At 69.6% G+C, this 15,780-nt stretch carries 17 protein-coding genes; 10 read left to right on the top strand and 7 right to left on the bottom strand.

Features of this window, described 5'->3' with window-relative positions:
- Window positions 1–11 precede the first annotated feature (11 nt).
- The gene (locus tag IE252_RS26885; protein WP_229848807.1) at window positions 12–1,520 is read left to right on the top strand and encodes a glycosyltransferase family 87 protein; all 1,509 of its coding nucleotides are present in this window, start codon (window positions 12–14) and stop codon (window positions 1,518–1,520) included.
- 73 nt (window positions 1,521–1,593) lie between these two features.
- On the opposite strand, the gene IE252_RS26880 is transcribed toward IE252_RS26885, so the two are convergent.
- The 3 genes from IE252_RS26880 to IE252_RS26870 all read right to left on the bottom strand — a co-directional run bounded on the left by IE252_RS26880 (window position 1,594) and on the right by IE252_RS26870 (window position 4,257).
- Window positions 1,594–2,625 (bottom strand): alanine racemase, encoded by a 1,032-nt coding sequence (locus IE252_RS26880; RefSeq protein ID WP_067162177.1) that lies wholly within the window; start codon window positions 2,623–2,625, stop codon window positions 1,594–1,596.
- A gap of 68 nt (window positions 2,626–2,693) precedes the next feature.
- Window positions 2,694–3,812: a lipid II:glycine glycyltransferase FemX gene (locus IE252_RS26875; protein WP_190092033.1), complete on the bottom strand. Its 1,119-nt coding sequence runs from the start codon at window positions 3,810–3,812 to the stop codon at window positions 2,694–2,696.
- A 124-nt stretch (window positions 3,813–3,936) separates the two neighbouring features.
- Window positions 3,937–4,257, bottom strand: coding sequence for a hypothetical protein (locus IE252_RS26870; RefSeq protein WP_101389175.1), 321 nt, complete (start codon window positions 4,255–4,257; stop codon window positions 3,937–3,939).
- 271 nt (window positions 4,258–4,528) lie between these two features.
- Here IE252_RS26870 and rpsF point away from each other — a divergent pair, with 271 nt between their 5' ends.
- The 4 genes from rpsF (at window position 4,529) to rplI (ending at window position 6,230) form a co-directional block, all read left to right on the top strand.
- The gene (rpsF, locus tag IE252_RS26865; protein ID WP_067162183.1) at window positions 4,529–4,819 is read left to right on the top strand and encodes a 30S ribosomal protein S6; all 291 of its coding nucleotides are present in this window, start codon (window positions 4,529–4,531) and stop codon (window positions 4,817–4,819) included.
- A gap of 75 nt (window positions 4,820–4,894) precedes the next feature.
- Window positions 4,895–5,485, top strand: coding sequence for a single-stranded DNA-binding protein (locus tag IE252_RS26860; protein ID WP_190092032.1), 591 nt, complete (start codon window positions 4,895–4,897; stop codon window positions 5,483–5,485).
- Window positions 5,486–5,528: 43 nt separating this feature from the next.
- Window positions 5,529–5,765 carry a 30S ribosomal protein S18 gene (rpsR, locus tag IE252_RS26855; protein WP_005315025.1) on the top strand — a complete coding sequence of 79 codons (237 nt, stop codon included), beginning with the start codon at window positions 5,529–5,531 and terminating at the stop codon, window positions 5,763–5,765.
- Between the two features lie 18 nt (window positions 5,766–5,783).
- Window positions 5,784–6,230 carry a 50S ribosomal protein L9 gene (gene rplI, locus IE252_RS26850; RefSeq protein WP_067162187.1) on the top strand — a complete coding sequence of 149 codons (447 nt, stop codon included), beginning with the start codon at window positions 5,784–5,786 and terminating at the stop codon, window positions 6,228–6,230.
- A 167-nt stretch (window positions 6,231–6,397) separates the two neighbouring features.
- On the opposite strand, the gene IE252_RS26845 is transcribed toward rplI, so the two are convergent.
- Complete coding sequence (locus tag IE252_RS26845) at window positions 6,398–7,735, bottom strand: MATE family efflux transporter (RefSeq protein WP_190092031.1); 1,338 nt, start codon at window positions 7,733–7,735, stop codon at window positions 6,398–6,400.
- A 423-nt stretch (window positions 7,736–8,158) separates the two neighbouring features.
- Here IE252_RS26845 and dnaB point away from each other — a divergent pair, with 423 nt between their 5' ends.
- Window positions 8,159–9,646, top strand: a complete 1,488-nt coding sequence (dnaB, locus tag IE252_RS26840; protein ID WP_190092030.1) for a replicative DNA helicase — start codon at window positions 8,159–8,161, stop codon at window positions 9,644–9,646.
- A 132-nt stretch (window positions 9,647–9,778) separates the two neighbouring features.
- Window positions 9,779–11,155 (top strand): serine hydrolase domain-containing protein, encoded by a 1,377-nt coding sequence (locus IE252_RS26835; RefSeq protein ID WP_190092155.1) that lies wholly within the window; start codon window positions 9,779–9,781, stop codon window positions 11,153–11,155.
- An 81-nt stretch (window positions 11,156–11,236) separates the two neighbouring features.
- Here the strand turns inward: IE252_RS26835 and IE252_RS26830 are convergent, their stop codons facing one another.
- Together IE252_RS26830 and IE252_RS26825 are read right to left on the bottom strand one after the other, a co-directional pair.
- Entirely contained in the window at window positions 11,237–11,689 is a 453-nt protein-coding gene (locus IE252_RS26830; RefSeq protein WP_190092029.1) for a GNAT family N-acetyltransferase, read from the bottom strand.
- A gap of 10 nt (window positions 11,690–11,699) precedes the next feature.
- Window positions 11,700–12,158: a MarR family winged helix-turn-helix transcriptional regulator gene (locus tag IE252_RS26825; protein WP_190092028.1), complete on the bottom strand. Its 459-nt coding sequence runs from the start codon at window positions 12,156–12,158 to the stop codon at window positions 11,700–11,702.
- Between the two features lie 141 nt (window positions 12,159–12,299).
- Between IE252_RS26825 and IE252_RS26820 the strand changes: the two genes are divergently transcribed.
- Both IE252_RS26820 and IE252_RS26815 read left to right on the top strand, forming a co-directional pair.
- Window positions 12,300–13,511: an MFS transporter gene (locus tag IE252_RS26820; RefSeq protein WP_190092027.1), complete on the top strand. Its 1,212-nt coding sequence runs from the start codon at window positions 12,300–12,302 to the stop codon at window positions 13,509–13,511.
- 62 nt (window positions 13,512–13,573) lie between these two features.
- Window positions 13,574–13,996: a GlcG/HbpS family heme-binding protein gene (locus tag IE252_RS26815; protein ID WP_190092026.1), complete on the top strand. Its 423-nt coding sequence runs from the start codon at window positions 13,574–13,576 to the stop codon at window positions 13,994–13,996.
- Between the two features lie 48 nt (window positions 13,997–14,044).
- On the opposite strand, the gene IE252_RS26810 is transcribed toward IE252_RS26815, so the two are convergent.
- Entirely contained in the window at window positions 14,045–14,896 is an 852-nt protein-coding gene (locus IE252_RS26810; protein WP_190092025.1) for a GNAT family N-acetyltransferase, read from the bottom strand.
- Between the two features lie 241 nt (window positions 14,897–15,137).
- On the opposite strand from IE252_RS26810, the gene IE252_RS26805 reads away from it, so the two are divergent.
- Window positions 15,138–15,767, top strand: coding sequence for an HAD family hydrolase (locus IE252_RS26805; protein ID WP_190092024.1), 630 nt, complete (start codon window positions 15,138–15,140; stop codon window positions 15,765–15,767).
- Window positions 15,768–15,780: the final 13 nt, after the last annotated feature.

Here is a 15,780-nt window from a genome sequence, read left to right as displayed (position 1 = left end):
GGATGTGCGGCATGACGAGCGAGACCAGTGCCCGCGCGTACGAGGACAGGCGCGGGGAGCCCGCCGAACCCGTCGTACGGCCCACGGAGCAGGACGAGGTCGCCGCGGCCGGCAGCGAGCTGCTGGGCGGCCCGATGGGCCGCTGGGCCTGGGGGGCGGGCCACTGGCTCACCCCGGTCCGGGTGATCGCCCTCGTCGCGATCGGCATGTTCGCCCTCGGTATGGCGCAGAAGGCCCCCTGCTACGACTGGGCCTGGTTCCGGGGCGCGAACTCCCAGTACACCCACGCCTGCTACTCCGACATCCCGCACCTGTACGTGGGGCGTGGCTTCGCCGACGATCTCGTGCCGTACTTCGACCGGCTGAACGGCGACATGGACTACCTCGAATATCCCGTCCTGACGGGACTGTTCATGGAGGTGGCCTCCTGGCTGACGCCCAGCGGCGGCAGCATGCAGCACCGCGAGCAGATGTACTGGATGGTCAACGCGGGGATGCTGATGGCCTGCACAGCCGTCATCGCCGTCTGTGTCGCGCGCACGCACCGCCGCCGCCCCTGGGACGCCCTGCTGGTCGCCCTGGCGCCCGCTTTCGCGCTCACCGCGACGATCAACTGGGACCTCTTCGCCATCGCCCTGACGGCCGCCGCGATGCTGATGTGGTCCCGCAGCCGCCCGCTCGCCTTCGGCATCCTCATCGGGCTGGCGACGGCCGCCAAGCTCTATCCCGTGCTGCTCCTCGGACCGCTGCTGTTCCTGTGCTGGCGGGCCGGGAAGTGGCGGGAGTACGGGGTGGCCGTGCTCGGCGCGGCGGCCTCCTGGCTGGCGGTGAACGTGCCGGTGATGCTGCTCGCGCCCGAGGGCTGGAAGAAGTTCTACACCTTCAGCCAGGAGCGGTCGGTCGACTTCGGCTCCTTCTGGCTGATCATCTCGCAGCGCACCGGCAAGTCCCTGGACGTCGACATGGTGAACAACCTGGCGACGCTGCTGATGGTGCTGCTGTGCGCGGGCATCGCGGCCCTGACGCTCACCGCGCCGCGCCGGCCGCGCTTCGCGCAGCTCGCCTTCCTGGTCGTCGCCGCGTTCATCCTGACCAACAAGGTCTACTCGCCGCAGTACGTGCTGTGGCTGATCCCGTTGGCCGCACTGGCCCGGCCGCGCTGGCGGGACTTCCTGATCTGGCAGGCCGGGGAGGTGGTCTACTTCCTCGGGATCTGGATGTACCTCGCGTACACGATGAGCGGCGAGAAGCACCAGGGACTGCCGCCGGAGGGCTACCAACTGGCCATCGCCGCCCATCTGCTGGCGACGCTCTACCTGTGCGCGGTGATCGTGCGGGACATCATGATGCCCGAGCGGGACGTCGTACGGCGCGACGGCTCGGACGACCCGTCCGGTGGCGTTCTCGACGGGGCCGGGGACGTCTTCGTCCTGGGGCAGGCGGCGCATCCGCCCCGGCACGCGGCTCCCCTCGTGGAGGGGCCCCTGGTGGAGTGGGGCAAGGGGCAGCCGGGCACCTAGGCCCGGCAGGCAACGCGAAGGGCCCCCGCCGGTGGCGGGGGCCCTTCGTCGTGTCCGGGTGTCCGGCTGGTGCCTAGCGGTCGACCAGGCGGTCGAACTGCGTCGTGGTGTGCCGCAGATGGGCCACCAGCTCATCGCCCACGCGCGGCTCCTGGGAGTCCGAGGGGACGAAGAGGATCGACACCTGCATGTGCGGCGGCTCCGCGAACCAGCGCTGCTTGCCGTCCCAGACGAACGGCGACAGATTGCGGTTCACGGTGGCGAGACCGGCCCGGGCGACGCCCTTGGCGCGCGGCATCACACCGTGCAGCGCCTTGGGCGCCTCCAGGCCGACGCCGTGCGAGGTGCCGCCGGCGACCACGACCAGCCAGCCGTCGGAGGCGGCCTTCTGCTGGCGGTAGCCGAAACGATCCCCCTTCGCGACCCGGGTGACGTCCAGGACGGCGCCCCGGTACTCGGTCGCCTCGTGGTCGCCGAGCCACAGCCGCGTACCGATGCGGGCGCGGAAGCGGGTCTGCGGGAACTGCTGCTGCAGCCGTGCCTGCTCCTCGGCTCGCAGGTGGCTGACGAACATGGTGTGCAGCGGCAGCCGGGCCGCGCGCAGCCGGTCCATCCAGCCGATGACCTCCTCGACCGCGTCCGAGCCGTCGGTGCGGTCGAGCGGGAGGTGCAGGGCGAAGCCCTCCAGGCGCACGTCCTCGATGGCGGAGTGGAGCATGCCGAGCTCCTCCTCCTTGATGCCGTGGCGCTTCATCGAGCTCATGCACTCGATGACCACGCGCGCGCCCACCAGGGCGTGCACGCCGTCCACCGACGACACCGAGCGGATGACGCGGTCCGGAAGCGGCACCGGCTCCTCGCTCCGGCGGAACGGCGTGAGCACCAGCAGGTCGCCGCCGAACCAGTCCTTGATGCGGGCCGCCTCGTAGGTGGTGCCGACCGCCAGGACGTCCGAGCCGAAGCGGTTCACCTCCTCGGCCAGCCGCTCGTGGCCGAAGCCGTAGCCGTTGCCCTTGCAGACCGGGACGATGCCCGGGAACTGGTCGACCACGGACTTCTGGTGCGCCCGCCAGCGCGCGGTGTCGACGTAGAGGGAGAGCGCCATGGCCGGATCCGGAACCTTTCTGGTGGCTGCGGTGTATCAGAGGTATGAGAGACGAGATTACGCAACCATCAGCGCCGCGACATGTAGATGTCGAGGGCCTTGTGCAGCAGCTTGTTCAGCGGGAAGTCCCACTCGCCGACGTACTCGACGGCCTCGCCGCCGGTGCCCACCTTGAACTGGATGAGACCGAAGAGGTGGTCGGTCTCGTCGAGCGAGTCGGAGATGCCGCGCAGGTCGTAGACGGTCGCGCCCATGGCGTACGCGTCGCGCAGCATCCGCCACTGCATCGCGTTCGAGGGCCGGACCTCACGGCCGATGTTGTCGGAGGCGCCGTAGGAGTACCAGACGTGCCCGCCGACGACGAGCATCGTGGCCGCCGACAGGTTCACGCCGTTGTGCCGCGCGAAGTAGAGCCGCATCCGGTTGGGGTCCTCGTTGTTGAGGACCGTCCACATGCGCTGGAAGTACGAGAGCGGGCGCGGCCGGAAGTGGTCACGGACGGCGGTGATCTCGTACAGCCGCTGCCACTCGGCCAGGTCCTCGTAGCCGCCCTGGACGACCTCGACACCGGCCTTCTCGGCCTTCTTGATGTTGCGGCGCCACAGCTGGTTGAAGCCCTTGAGGACGTCGTCCAGCGAGCGGTTGGCGAGCGGCACCTGGAAGACGTAGCGCGGCTGCACGTCGCCGAAGCCGGCGCCGCCGTCCTCGCCCTGCTGCCAGCCCATCTTCCGCAGCCGGTCGGCGACTTCGAAGGCACGCGGCTCGATGTGGGTGGCCTCGACGTCCCGCAGACGCTTGATGTCCGGGTCCTGGATGCCGGACTTGATGGCGGCCGAGTCCCAGCGGCGGATGACGACCGGCGGGCCCATCTTCACCGAGAAGGCGCCCTGGTGCTTGAGGTGCGCCAGCATCGGCTGGAGCCACTCGTCGAGGTTCGGGGCGTACCAGTTGATGACCGGGCCCTCGGGGAGATACGCGAGGTACCGCTTGATCTTCGGCAGCTGGCGGTAGAGCACCAGACCGGCGCCGACCATCTGGCCGGTCTTGTCGAACCATCCGAGGTTCTCCGAGCGCCACTCGGTCTTCACATCAGCCCACGCCGGGACCTGGCAGTGGCTAGCCGCGGGCAGGCTCTGGATGTACGCCAGATGCTGCTCTCGGCTGATGGTCCTCAGGGTCAGGCTCATGCGGGGCGCTCCTCGGCAGGTGTGTCCCCATGGGTACAGGGGCTCCGGCTCTCGCGCCGAAGCCTACTGCGCCCGGGGAGCGCCCCGGATGGCTGTACGGACCCTGGGTCGGTACGGGGTGCTCTCAGCCGCCGACGACACCGCCGAAGAGGCCGCCGTGGGCCATGCCCAGGAAGAAGCCCACCGCGGAGGCGCCGAGCCCGAGGATCAGCAGGAACCGCTCGCGGGTGGTCTCCGAGATGAACTGTCCGTACGCACCGGTGAGGATCCCGATGAGGCCCGCCCAGGAGCTGAGCAGGTGCAGATTGTGGAAGAACGCGGTGGTGAACGCCAGCGCGCCCAGCACGACGGTCACCGCCATGAAGGCGTCCTGAAGGGGATGGGGCTTGCCGTCGGTGGCGAGGAGGGAGACGACGGACGAGTTCGATCGCATTGCCTGTGCCATGGGGCACCTCCTGGCGGAAGCGGAACGCGGCGAAGGGTAGCGCCGCGCACACCCGATGTGTACAGATTGTGCCCCTTGACCGCCGGATTTCAACCGGACAGGGGTGTGCAGGTACTCTGTACGGTCTGCACCGGTGTCTGCCCTGGCCAGGACGCGGTCCCCCTCCTTCGGAGCGGGATTGTCAGTGGCGGCGGATACCGTTGCTTACGCATCACGACCCTCCTGCCACGGAACGACCGTGGCCGCTGAGTCCAAAGGAGGTGGGTTCCACATGCGTCACTACGAGGTGATGGTCATCCTCGACCCCGATCTGGAGGAGCGCGCTGTCTCTCCCCTGATCGAGAACTTCCTCTCCGTCGTCCGTGAGGGCAATGGAAAGGTCGAGAAGGTCGACACCTGGGGCCGTCGTCGTCTCTCCTACGAGATCAAGAAGAAGCCCGAGGGCATCTACACGGTCATCGACCTCCAGGCCGAGCCTGCGGTCGTCAAGGAGCTCGACCGTCAGATGAACCTGAACGAGTCGGTCCTCCGGACCAAGGTCCTCCGCCCCGAGACCCACTGAGCTTCCGCTCAGAGGTCAACGGGTTTCGAGTAGCAACACAGCAGCCAGCAGCAATCCCCGCCGAGAGGTTCACCCATGGCAGGCGAGACCGTCATCACGGTCGTCGGCAATCTCGTCGACGACCCCGAGCTGCGCTTCACCCCGTCCGGTGCGGCCGTCGCGAAGTTCCGTATCGCGTCGACTCCCCGCACCTTCGACCGTCAGACCAATGAGTGGAAGGACGGCGAAAGCCTCTTCCTCACCTGCTCGGTCTGGCGTCAGGCGGCGGAGAACGTCGCCGAGTCGCTTCAGCGAGGCATGCGCGTCATCGTGCAGGGCCGGCTGAAGCAGCGGTCGTACGAGGACCGCGAGGGCGTCAAGCGCACGGTCTACGAGCTGGACGTCGACGAAGTCGGCCCCAGCCTCAAGAGCGCCACAGCCAAGGTCACCAAGACCACCGGTCGAGGCGGCCAGGGTGGCTACGGCGGCGGTGGCCAGCAGCAGGGCGGCGGCAACTGGGGCGGAGCCCCCAGTGGTGGTCCTCAGGGTGGCGGCGCTCCCGCCGACGACCCCTGGGCCTCCAGCGCGCCGGCCGGCGGCGGCCAGCAGCAGGGCGGCGGCGGTGGCGGCTGGGGCGGAAGCTCCGGCGGCTCCGGTGGCGGCTACTCGGACGAGCCGCCCTTCTAGGGCAGCCCGTACCCCCACTTCTTGATCACACAGGAGAAACACCATGGCGAAGCCGCCTGTGCGCAAGCCTAAGAAGAAGGTCTGCGCTTTCTGCAAGGACAAGACCGCTTACGTGGACTACAAGGACACGAACATGCTGCGGAAGTTCATTTCCGACCGCGGCAAGATCCGTGCCCGCCGCGTGACCGGCAACTGCACGCAGCACCAGCGTGACGTCGCCACGGCCGTCAAGAACAGCCGTGAGATGGCGCTGCTGCCCTACACGTCCACCGCGCGATAAGGGAAGGGTGACCGAAAAATGAAGATCATCCTCACCCACGAGGTCTCTGGCCTCGGTGCCGCTGGCGACGTCGTCGACGTCAAGGACGGCTACGCTCGCAACTACCTGGTCCCGCGTGGTTTCGCGATCCGCTGGACCAAGGGCGGCGAGAAGGACGTCGAGCAGATCCGTCGTGCTCGCAAGATCCACGAGATCGCCACCATCGAGCAGGCCAACGAGATCAAGGCCCGCCTCGAAGGCGTGAAGGTGCGTCTGGCCGTTCGCTCCGGCGACGCCGGCCGTCTCTTCGGCTCCGTCACCCAGGCCGACGTCGCTGCGGCGATCAAGGCTGCCGGTGGCCCGGACGTGGACAAGCGTCGCGTCGAGCTCGGCTCGCCGATCAAGACCCTGGGCGCGCACCAGGTGTCCGTGCGTCTGCACGCCGAGGTTGCCGCGAAGGTTGGCGTCGAGGTCGTCGCCGCCTAAGCACAGCGCTCAGCAGAGCATAAGAAGGGCCGCACCCTCCGGGGTGCGGCCCTTCGCCTTTGGGCGGTGCGGGGCGATGTTTCACGTGAAACGCCGCGCTTGCTGGGAGCCGCCCGTGATGGATCCCGTGTTTCACGTGAAACATCGCAGGCACCGCGCCCCGGTCCTCAGCGCGTCGCGCCCGTCACCAGCCAGCGGCCCGAGCGGGCGCGGAGCCACAGCGTCAGCATCCGGACGGCCATCATCAGGGTCATCGCCCACCACAGCGTCGTGAGACCGCCACCGAGCACCGGGACCAGGAGGGCCACCGGAGCGAAGCAGGCGAGCGTCAGCAGCATCGCCCAGGCCAGATACGGGCCGTCGCCCGCGCCCATCAGCACTCCGTCGAGGACGAAGACGACGCCGGAGATCGGCTGGGAGACGGCGACTACGAGGAGAGCGGGCAGCAGGGTGTCCTGGACCGTGTGGTCGCCGGTGAAGAGCGGGATGAACAGTGGCCGCGCGACGGCCACCAGCAGGCCGAGCACCACTCCGGCGGCGATGCCCCACTCCACCATGCGCCGGCACGCCTGGCGGGCGCCCTCGGTGTCCTCGGCCCCCAGATAGCGGCCGATGATGGCTTGCCCGGCGATGGCGATCGCGTCTAGGGCGAACGCCAGCAGGCTCCACAGGGACAGGATGATCTGGTGGGCGGCGATGTCGGCGTCACCGAGCCGGGCGGCCACGGCGGTGGCGATCATCAGGACGGCCCGCAGTGAGAGCGTACGGACAAGGAGCGGGACCCCCGCCTGGGCGCTGGCGCGGATGCCCGCCGCGTCCGGGCGCAGGGAGGCGCCGTGCCGGCGGGCTCCCCGTACGACGACCGAGAGGTAGACGGCCGCCATCGCGAACTGGGCGATCACGGTGCCCCAGGCGGAGCCCGCGATGCCGAGGTCCGCTCCGTAGACGAGCCCGATGTTCAGCGCCGCGTTCAGCGCGAAGCCGCCGATGGCCACATAGAGCGGCGTCCTGGTGTCCTGGAGGCCGCGCAGGATGCCGGTGGCCGCGAGCACCATCAGCATGGCGGGGATACCGAGCGCGGAGATGCGCAGATAGGTGACGGCGTAGGGGGCGGCGGTGTCCGAGGCGCCGAAGAGATCGATGAACCAGGGGGCCGCGGGCAGGACGACGGCGATGACGGCCGCGCCGAGCAGCAGGGCGAGCCAGACGCCGTCCATACCCTGCCGGATGGCGGCCTGCAGGTCTCCGGCGCCGACGCGGCGTGCGACGGCGGACGTGGTGGCGTAGGCGAGGAAGACGAAGACGCTCACGGCGGTGGTGAGGAGTGCCGCGGCGATGCCCAGACCGGCCAGTTGCGGGGTGCCGAGGTGGCCGACGATCGCGCTGTCGGCCATGACGAACAGCGGCTCGGCGACGAGTGCGCCGAAGGCGGGCACGGCGAGGGAGACGATCTCGCGGTCGTGTCGGCGCCGGATGTTCCTCGGTGCCACTGGGGCCTGTGTCATGAACTCAATCTAATCTTCCACAGGTAAGAGATGCAATGCATTAGTGATCCTTACCTTGGAACCGGAGTGCGGTTCGGCTGTGCGCCGTTTGTCGTGATCTTGGGCCAGCCGGGAAAGTTTTTCTCCCCCACAGCCGGTGGATGGAAAAGCCGCAGGTCAGAGTGGTGTTGGCGGGGTGGCTATGACTTTGTCCACAGTGCTGTCCCCCGGTCCGTGCACAGGTTCTGCGGGGTTCTCCACAGCATCTGGTCCGTCGTCCACATGGCCTGTGGATAACCAGATTGGCTGACGGTGCCGACGGGCCTAACGTGGACCGGCGCCCGACGCGCCGGAAGCGGAGTCGGGCCTCTCGTTTTGTCAGTGTCGTGCCGTAGAAAGAGTGGCACGGCTAGGTCCGCGGAGCGGACGGGAGGAGGTGGCCCGGTGAGCATTCCCGAGCCCTTGGACGACCCCTGGGCCGACAGCGGTCCGGGTGACCGTCTGCCCGTATCCCGCCCCCGCCGCGCCGACGGACGGGGCCGTGGCCGCGACGACCAGCACGACCGGGGCAGCGAGAGCGAGTCCTGGGACGGCGGCGGCTCGTCCGGCTTCGAGCGGGTCCCCCCGCAGGACATCGACGCCGAGCAGTCCGTTCTCGGCGGCATGCTGCTCTCCAAGGACGCCATCGCGGACGTCGTGGAGATCATCAAGGGCCATGACTTCTACCGGCCGGCGCACGAGACCGTCTACACGGCGATCCTCGACCTGTACGCGAAGGGCGAGCCGGCCGACCCGATCACCGTCGCGGCCGAGCTGGTCAAGCGGGGCGAGATCACCCGCGTCGGCGGCGCCTCGTATCTGCACACCCTGGTCCAGTCGGTGCCGACCGCGGCCAACGCGTCGTACTACGCGGAGATCGTCCACGAGCGGGCGGTGCTCCGCCGTCTCGTCGAGGCGGGCACCAAGATCACGCAGATGGGATACGCGGCGGACGGCGACGTCGACGAGATCGTCAACTCCGCCCAGGCCGAGATCTACGCGGTCACCGAGCAGCGCACCAGCGAGGACTATCTGCCGCTCGGCGACATCATGGAGGGCGCGCTCGACGAGATCGAGGCGATCGGTTCCCGCAGCGGCGAGATGACCGGTGTGCCGACCGGCTTCACCGACTTCGACTCGCTCACCAACGGCCTCCACCCGGGCCAGATGATCGTCATCGCGGCCCGTCCCGCCATGGGTAAGTCCACACTGGCGCTGGACTTCGCCCGGGCCTGCTCGATCAAGCACAACCTGCCCAGCGTGATCTTCTCCCTCGAAATGGGCCGCAACGAGATCGCGATGCGCCTCCTGTCGGCCGAGGCCCGGGTCGCGCTGCACCACATGCGCTCCGGCACCATGACCGACGAGGACTGGACCCGGCTCGCCCGCCGGATGCCGGACGTCTCCCAGGCCCCGCTCTACATCGACGACTCCCCGAACCTGTCGATGATGGAGATCCGCGCCAAGTGCCGTCGGCTCAAGCAGCGCAACGACCTCAAGCTCGTCGTCATCGACTATCTGCAGCTGATGCAGTCCGGCGGGTCCAAGCGCGCCGAGAGCCGCCAGCAGGAGGTCTCGGACATGTCCCGAAACCTCAAGCTGCTCGCCAAGGAGCTGGAGCTCCCGGTCATCGCGCTGTCGCAGCTGAACCGTGGCCCCGAGCAGCGTACGGACAAGAAGCCGATGGTCTCCGACCTGCGTGAGTCCGGCTCCATCGAGCAGGACGCGGACATGGTCATCCTGCTGCACCGCGAGGACGCGTACGAGAAGGAGTCCCCGCGCGCCGGCGAGGCGGACCTGATCGTGGCCAAGCACCGTAACGGTCCGACGGCCACGATCACGGTGGCCTTCCAGGGCCACTACTCGCGCTTCGTGGACATGGCACAGACCTGACCGGGCCCTGCCGCGCGAGGCTGTACGGACAGCGCGGCCTGTGCCAAATCGTGCGCGTCGGGCGAAATCCGTTCGACGGGCGCGCGGCTCGGGGATAGACCTGGGGCCATGACCTCATCCCCGCATGCGCCGATGACCACGGCCCCCGTTGACCTTCTGCCCAGTACAGAACGCGCTCTGATCCACCGTCTCGCCGTCGCCCAGTCCGAGGGGCGGCTTCCTTCGCTCGTCGCCGCTGTGGTGCGCGGGGGCCGGATCGTCTGGACGGGCTCGCGTACTTCGGTCGACGGCCACGGGCCCGACGCGGACGTCCAGTACCGCATCGGCTCGATCACCAAGACCTTCACCGCCGTCCTGGTCATGCGGCTGCGGGACGAAGGGCTGCTGGACCTCGACGACCCGCTGGAGAAGCACCTGCCCGGCACCGGGGTCGGTGAGGTCACCATCGCCCAACTGCTCAGCCACAGCGCCGGGTTGGCGGCCGAGACGCCCGCGCCCTGGTGGGAGCGGAGCTCGGCGGCGCTGCGCCCGGAGCTCTCGGACGTGCTGGGCGAGGACCCGTTCCTGCACCCGGTGGGCAGGCTGCACCACTACTCCAACCCCGGTTACACACTGCTCGGTTCGCTCGTCGAGGCCGTACGGGGAGTGTCCTGGGAGGAGGCGCTGCAGAGAGAGATCCTCGATCCGCTCGGGTTGACCAGGACGAGCACGCAGCCGGTGGCGCCGCACGCGGGCGGCTGGGCCGTGCACCCGTGGGCCGACGCCCTGCTCCCCGAGCCGTCCGAGGACCTGGGGATCATGGCGCCCGCGGGCCAGTTGTGGTCGACGGCGGCCGACCTCTGCCGCTTCGCCGTCTTCCTCGCCGAGGGAGACGACCGGGTGCTGAGCGCCGCGAGCGTACGGGAGATGCGGACGCCGTCCGCTCCGCCCGAGGCGGGGGACTGGCAGGGCGGTTACGGACTGGGCGTCCAGTTGACCCGCCAGGACGACCACCGCACCCTTTCCGGGCACACCGGCTCGCTGCCCGGGTTCGTCGCCGGGCTGTGGATCAGCGTGGAGGACGGCATCGGGGCGGTCGCGCTCGCCAACGCCACCTCGGGGACGGCACCGGCCGTCGCCGCCGACCTCGTACGGATCGTGGTCGAGGCCGAACCGAAGCTCCCCGAGCTGTGGCGGCCCCTGTCCGAGGTCGACCCGGCCCTGCTTGAGCTCACCGGCCCCTGGTACTGGGGGACTTATGCGTACGGCCTGCGGCTGCGCGCCGATGGCTCGGTGGCGCTGGAGCCGCTGCGCGGACCCGGTCGCGCCGCGCGGTTCGAGGCCCGGGCCGACGGCACCTGGATCGGCCTCAACGGCTACTACAAGGGCGAGATCCTGCGGGCGGTGCGCCGCCCCGACGGCTCGGTGAGCCATCTCGACCTCGGGTCGTTCGCCTTCACCCGGGAGCCGTACGGGCCGGATGACGCGGTCCCGGGTGGTGTCGACCCCGAGGGCTGGCGCGGGGTCTGATGTTTCACGTGAAACGTGGTCCTGGTGCCCCGGGACCACGTACGTGCCCCGGGGTGCTCGGGAAGCTCCCGTCCCGGAGGCTCAGAGGGCTTTCTTGAAGCCCAGATGGGACGCCTCGAAGCCCAGCCGCTCATAGAAGCGGTGGGCGTCGATCCGGGTGGCGTCCGACGTCAGCTGGACCAACTGGCAGCCCAGGCGCCCGGATTCCTCGATGGCCCACTCGATGAGCCGGGTGCCGAGGCCGCTGCCGCGCTCATCGGCGTGGATGCGTACGCCTTCGATGATCGAGCGGGTGGCGCCGCGTCGCGACAGCCCCGGGATGACGGTCAGCTGGAGTGTGCCGACGACCTGGTCGTCGCGGGCGGCGACGACCAGGTGCTGGTGGGGGTCCTCGGCCAGCCGGTCGAAGGCAGCGAGGTAGGGGACGAGGTCGTCCGGCGACTCCCGCTGGGCGCCCAGCGGGTCGTCGGCGAGCATCGCCACGATCGCCGGGATGTCCTCGGGCGCCGCCGGCCTTATCTCAAGATCGCTCATGGCCCGGAGACTACGCCGGGACGCGGAGTTCCTCGACGGCCCTGACCAGGGGGGCGAGCTCCGGGTTCCGCGCGGCCTCGTCGAGCGCCTCGCGCAGTGCGCGGTCATTGGTCGGCCGGGCCTGGGAGAGCAGTTCCTGGCCGGACTCCGTGACGTCCGTGTAGATCCCGCGCCGGTCGGTGTCGCAGAGGTACCGGGTCAGCAGGCCGCGGTCCTCCAGGCGGGTGACCAGCCGGGTGGTGGCGGACTGGCTGAGGACGACCGCGTCCGCGACCTGCTTCATCTGCAGATGGCCGCCCGAGCCGCTGTGCTGGCGGCTGAGGACGTCCAGGAGCGAGTACTCGCGCACGCTCAGCTCGTGCCCCGACTGCAGGGCCCGCTCGATATGGGCCTCGATCTTTCCGTGCAGCAGGGAGAGGGCGCACCAGCCCTGGGAGAGGGCGGTGAGTGCGGGGTCCGTCGCGGTCATGCGTCTGTCCTCCGTCCGGAGCGGCTTGAGACCAGGATAGGTCACGAGTGCAATAGCCCGCGCTTGCAATTAACCCGCGTCTGCAATTATTGTGGACGCTCGTAAGGCGCTCGTGCAATCTCCTGGAAGGGTGAACATCCCATGCCACTCGCGCTCCTAGCCCTGGCCATCGGGGCGTTCGGTATCGGCACCACCGAATTCGTGATCATGGGCCTGCTCCCGGAGGTGGCCGACACCTTCGACGTCACCATCCCCATGGCCGGCTACCTGGTGACCGGGTACGCGCTCGGCGTCGTGCTCGGCGCCCCGCTGATGACCGTCCTGGGCACCAGGATCTCCCGCAAGCGCATGCTGATGCTGCTGATGGGCTTCTTCATCGTCGGCAACGTGCTCTCCGCCGTCGCCCCGGTCTTCGGACTGATGCTGGCCGGGCGGATCGTCGCCTCCCTGGCGCACGGCGCGTTCTTCGGCATCGGCTCGGTCGTCGCGGCCGATCTGGTCGCCCCGGAGAAGAAGGCCGGCGCCATCGCGATGATGTTCACCGGCCTGACCGTCGCCAATGTCATCGGCGTCCCGCTCGGCACGCTGGTCGGCCAGCAGATCGGCTGGCGCACCACGTTCTTCATCGTCGCCGCGCTCGGTGTGGTCGGGCTCCTCGGCGTCGCCAAGCTCGTCCCCGACATGCCCAAGGCCGAGGGCGTCCGGCTCCGTCACGAGATCGCCGCGTTCCGCAACGTCCAGGTGCTGCTCGCCATGGCGATGACCGTGCTCGGCTTCGGCGGCGTCTTCGCCGCGATCACCTACATCACGCCGATGATGACCCACGTCACCGGCTACGCGGACGGCTCGGTCACCTGGCTGCTCGTCCTCTTCGGCCTCGGCATGGTCGCCGGGAACCTGATCGGCGGCCGGTTCGCCGACCGGGCCCTGATGCCGCTGCTGTACGTGTCGCTGAGCGGACTCGCCACCGTGCTGGCGCTGTTCACCCTCACCGCCCACGACAAGGCCGCCTCGGCCGTCACCGTCTTCCTGATCGGCGCACTCGGCTTCGCGACCGTACCGCCGCTGCAGAAGCGGGTCCTCGACCAGGCCGCGGGCGCCCCCACCCTCGCCTCCGCCGTGAACATCGGCGCCTTCAACCTGGGCAACGCGCTCTCCGCCTGGCTCGGCGGCCTCGTGATCGCCGCCGGACTCGGCTACACCGCCCCGAACGGGGTCGGCGCCGCGCTCGCCGCCTCGGCGGTCGTCCTCGCCGTCGTCTCCAGCGCGCTGGAACGGCGTACGCGAACGGACAGCCGCATCGTCACAGGCGCCGCGCCCGAGCCGGCCCGCGCCACCGCGGCCCACCACTGACCATCGCGCAGCACCCGGTCACCCCTGACCAACCGCTCTACCGCACCAAGGAGTCACCCCTCATGAGCACCACCACCGCAGTCGCCCCGCTCACCATCCAGGACGCCGAAGCCCTCGTGGAGGCAGCTCGTACCGCCGCCGAGGAGGCCGGAGCCACGGTCGCCGTCACGGTGCTCGACGCGGGCGGCCATCTGCTGGCCTTCCGCCGCGACGACCGCGCCGTACTGATCGCGGGCGAGACCAGCAACCGCAAGGCGTACACCGCGCTTCAGCTCGGCACCCCGACCGCCGACCTGGTCGACGCGGTCCAGCCCGGTGGGCTCTTCCACACCCTGCCGACCGCGCTCGACCGGCCGCTGCTCTTCATCCCGGGCGGCGTCCCCGTCCACCGCGACGGCCGGCTGATGGGAGCGATCGGCGTGGGCGGCGGATCCCCCGAGCAGGACCACGGCTTCGCCACGGAGGCCGTCCAGCGGCTCGTCTGAGCCCCCTTGTGAGCCCGCCGCCCGCCTCCTATGGCAGGCGAACCGTGCTCAGCCAGCGGCGACCGTCAGTGGAGCGAAGCGGCGGGTCCAGTCGCCGGGCAGGCCGGGGATGTTGCGGGTCATCACCGCGTTGAAGGCGATCGGTTCCAGACCGTTCGCCTTCAGCCAGTTGAGCAACTCCTCGTGGCGTACGTCGACGTCGGTGCGCAGCGGGCGGTCCGTGCCCGCGGCGAGCGAGGCGACCAGGGCCTTCGCGGTCTCGGTGTCACGCGCCACCAGCGGGCCCACGACATGGGTCTCCATGTTCGGCCAGGCCGCCGCATAGCCGATGAGGCCACCTGAGTCCTCGGCGACCCGCAGCTGGTCGGCGAAGGCGGGCAGCCGGGTGATGACATGAGTGCGGTCGCGGCCGAAGACGCCGTCGTCCAGCCGCAGGATGGCGGGCAGGTCCTCGGCGGTCGCCGGGCGGGTCGCCACGGAGGGCGCCGGGCCCGAGGGCCGGAAGTGGCCACGGACCATCTCGGCGCGGCCGGTGGTCTCGAAGCCCAGCTCCTCGTAGAGCGGCTGTCCGTACGGCGTGGCGTGCAGCGTGACCGGCCGGTCGCCCAGCTCCTCCAGAACGTGCCGCATCAGCCGCCGCCCCACGCCCTGCCGTGCGTGCTTCTCGGCCACCAGGACCATGCCGATGGCGGCGAGATCCGCGTACGAGGTGACCACACAGGCGGTGACCAGCCCTTTGCCGTCCGGGTCGTCGATTCCGTAGCCCCTTCCCGCTGTGAGGAGCAGGCCCCACTTGTGCTCCTCGCGCGGCCAGCCGCGGTTCTCGGAGAGGTCGGCGCAGGAAACCAGGTCGTCAATGGTCAGGCGGCGGATCGGAAGCTCGTCGAGCGGTGAGGGCATGGGGATCAGGCTGTCCGATGAACCTGTACCTCGTCCACCGTTTTGCGCATACAGCACGTTGCTTTCGGCCACGCTCTGTCAGCTCCCGCCCCGGATGTTTCACGTGAAACGGGGAGCGAGGGCGTTGTTTCACGTGAAACCGAGGGCGTCGTTTCACGTGAAACACAGCGCCCCTGGACGATCGAGACGGCCCGGGTGCCGGGCACGAGGGGCTTGACCAGGGGTACTAGCCTCGGCGTACATGGCGAGACTTCATCTCTTCGACCTCGACGGAACCCTCATCCGGGGCTCCGCCGCGCCGGTCGAGATATCCCGGCAGCTCGGGCTGCTGGAAGAGATCGGTGAGCTGGAGCGGGAGCTGTCCGGCGGTCTGATAGGGCCGCCCCAGTACGCGGTCCGGGTGCACGAGCTCTGGTCGGGGCTGACGCAGGAGCATGTGACGGCGGCCTTCGTCTCCGCGCCCTGGCTCACCGGGATCCAGGACGTGTGGCGGGAGATCCGCCAGGGCGGCGACTACTGCGCCGTGATCTCGCTCTCGCCGTCGTTCTTCGTCGAGCGGCTGCTGGAGTGGGGAGCCCATGCCGCGCACGGCTCCGTCTTCCCCGAGGTGCCCTTCACCCGGCCTGTCGACCCGGCGGGGATCCTCAGCGCCGCCGCGAAGGTGACGGTCGCGGAGCGGCTGCGCGCCGAGTTCGGGGTGAGCCGCAAGGACTGCGTCGCGTACGGGGACTCCATGTCCGACGTGGATCTCTTCGCCGCGGTACCTGTGTCGGTCGCCGTGAACGCCGACCGCCATCTCGCCGGAAGGGCCACGCACACCTACACCGGCGGCGACCTCCGCGAGGCCTACGCACTGGCACAGGTCGCATGAGCCTAACGGGAAT

Origin of the sequence: Streptomyces melanogenes (genome assembly GCF_014649795.1) — a bacterium.
In the GTDB taxonomy this organism is placed as follows: Bacteria; Actinomycetota; Actinomycetes; order Streptomycetales; family Streptomycetaceae; genus Streptomyces; species Streptomyces noboritoensis.
This window is presented reverse-complemented; position numbering and strand designations above follow the sequence as displayed.

Coding starts and splice junctions, on each gene's coding strand:
- IE252_RS26810 (WP_190092025.1), bottom strand. CDS start 14,896: ATGCCCTCACCGCTCGACGAGCTTCCGATCCGCCGCCTGACCATTGAC.
- IE252_RS26820 (WP_190092027.1), top strand. CDS start 12,300: ATGCCACTCGCGCTCCTAGCCCTGGCCATCGGGGCGTTCGGTATCGGC.
- IE252_RS26830 (WP_190092029.1), bottom strand. CDS start 11,689: ATGAGCGATCTTGAGATAAGGCCGGCGGCGCCCGAGGACATCCCGGCG.
- IE252_RS26860 (WP_190092032.1), top strand. CDS start 4,895: ATGGCAGGCGAGACCGTCATCACGGTCGTCGGCAATCTCGTCGACGAC.
- IE252_RS26880 (WP_067162177.1), bottom strand. CDS start 2,625: ATGGCGCTCTCCCTCTACGTCGACACCGCGCGCTGGCGGGCGCACCAG.
- rpsR (WP_005315025.1), top strand. CDS start 5,529: ATGGCGAAGCCGCCTGTGCGCAAGCCTAAGAAGAAGGTCTGCGCTTTC.
- IE252_RS26885 (WP_229848807.1), top strand. CDS start 12: ATGACGAGCGAGACCAGTGCCCGCGCGTACGAGGACAGGCGCGGGGAG.
- rplI (WP_067162187.1), top strand. CDS start 5,784: ATGAAGATCATCCTCACCCACGAGGTCTCTGGCCTCGGTGCCGCTGGC.
- IE252_RS26845 (WP_190092031.1), bottom strand. CDS start 7,735: ATGACACAGGCCCCAGTGGCACCGAGGAACATCCGGCGCCGACACGAC.
- IE252_RS26825 (WP_190092028.1), bottom strand. CDS start 12,158: ATGACCGCGACGGACCCCGCACTCACCGCCCTCTCCCAGGGCTGGTGC.
- IE252_RS26870 (WP_101389175.1), bottom strand. CDS start 4,257: ATGGCACAGGCAATGCGATCGAACTCGTCCGTCGTCTCCCTCCTCGCC.
- rpsF (WP_067162183.1), top strand. CDS start 4,529: ATGCGTCACTACGAGGTGATGGTCATCCTCGACCCCGATCTGGAGGAG.
- IE252_RS26835 (WP_190092155.1), top strand. CDS start 9,779: ATGACCACGGCCCCCGTTGACCTTCTGCCCAGTACAGAACGCGCTCTG.
- IE252_RS26805 (WP_190092024.1), top strand. CDS start 15,138: ATGGCGAGACTTCATCTCTTCGACCTCGACGGAACCCTCATCCGGGGC.
- IE252_RS26875 (WP_190092033.1), bottom strand. CDS start 3,812: ATGAGCCTGACCCTGAGGACCATCAGCCGAGAGCAGCATCTGGCGTAC.
- IE252_RS26815 (WP_190092026.1), top strand. CDS start 13,574: ATGAGCACCACCACCGCAGTCGCCCCGCTCACCATCCAGGACGCCGAA.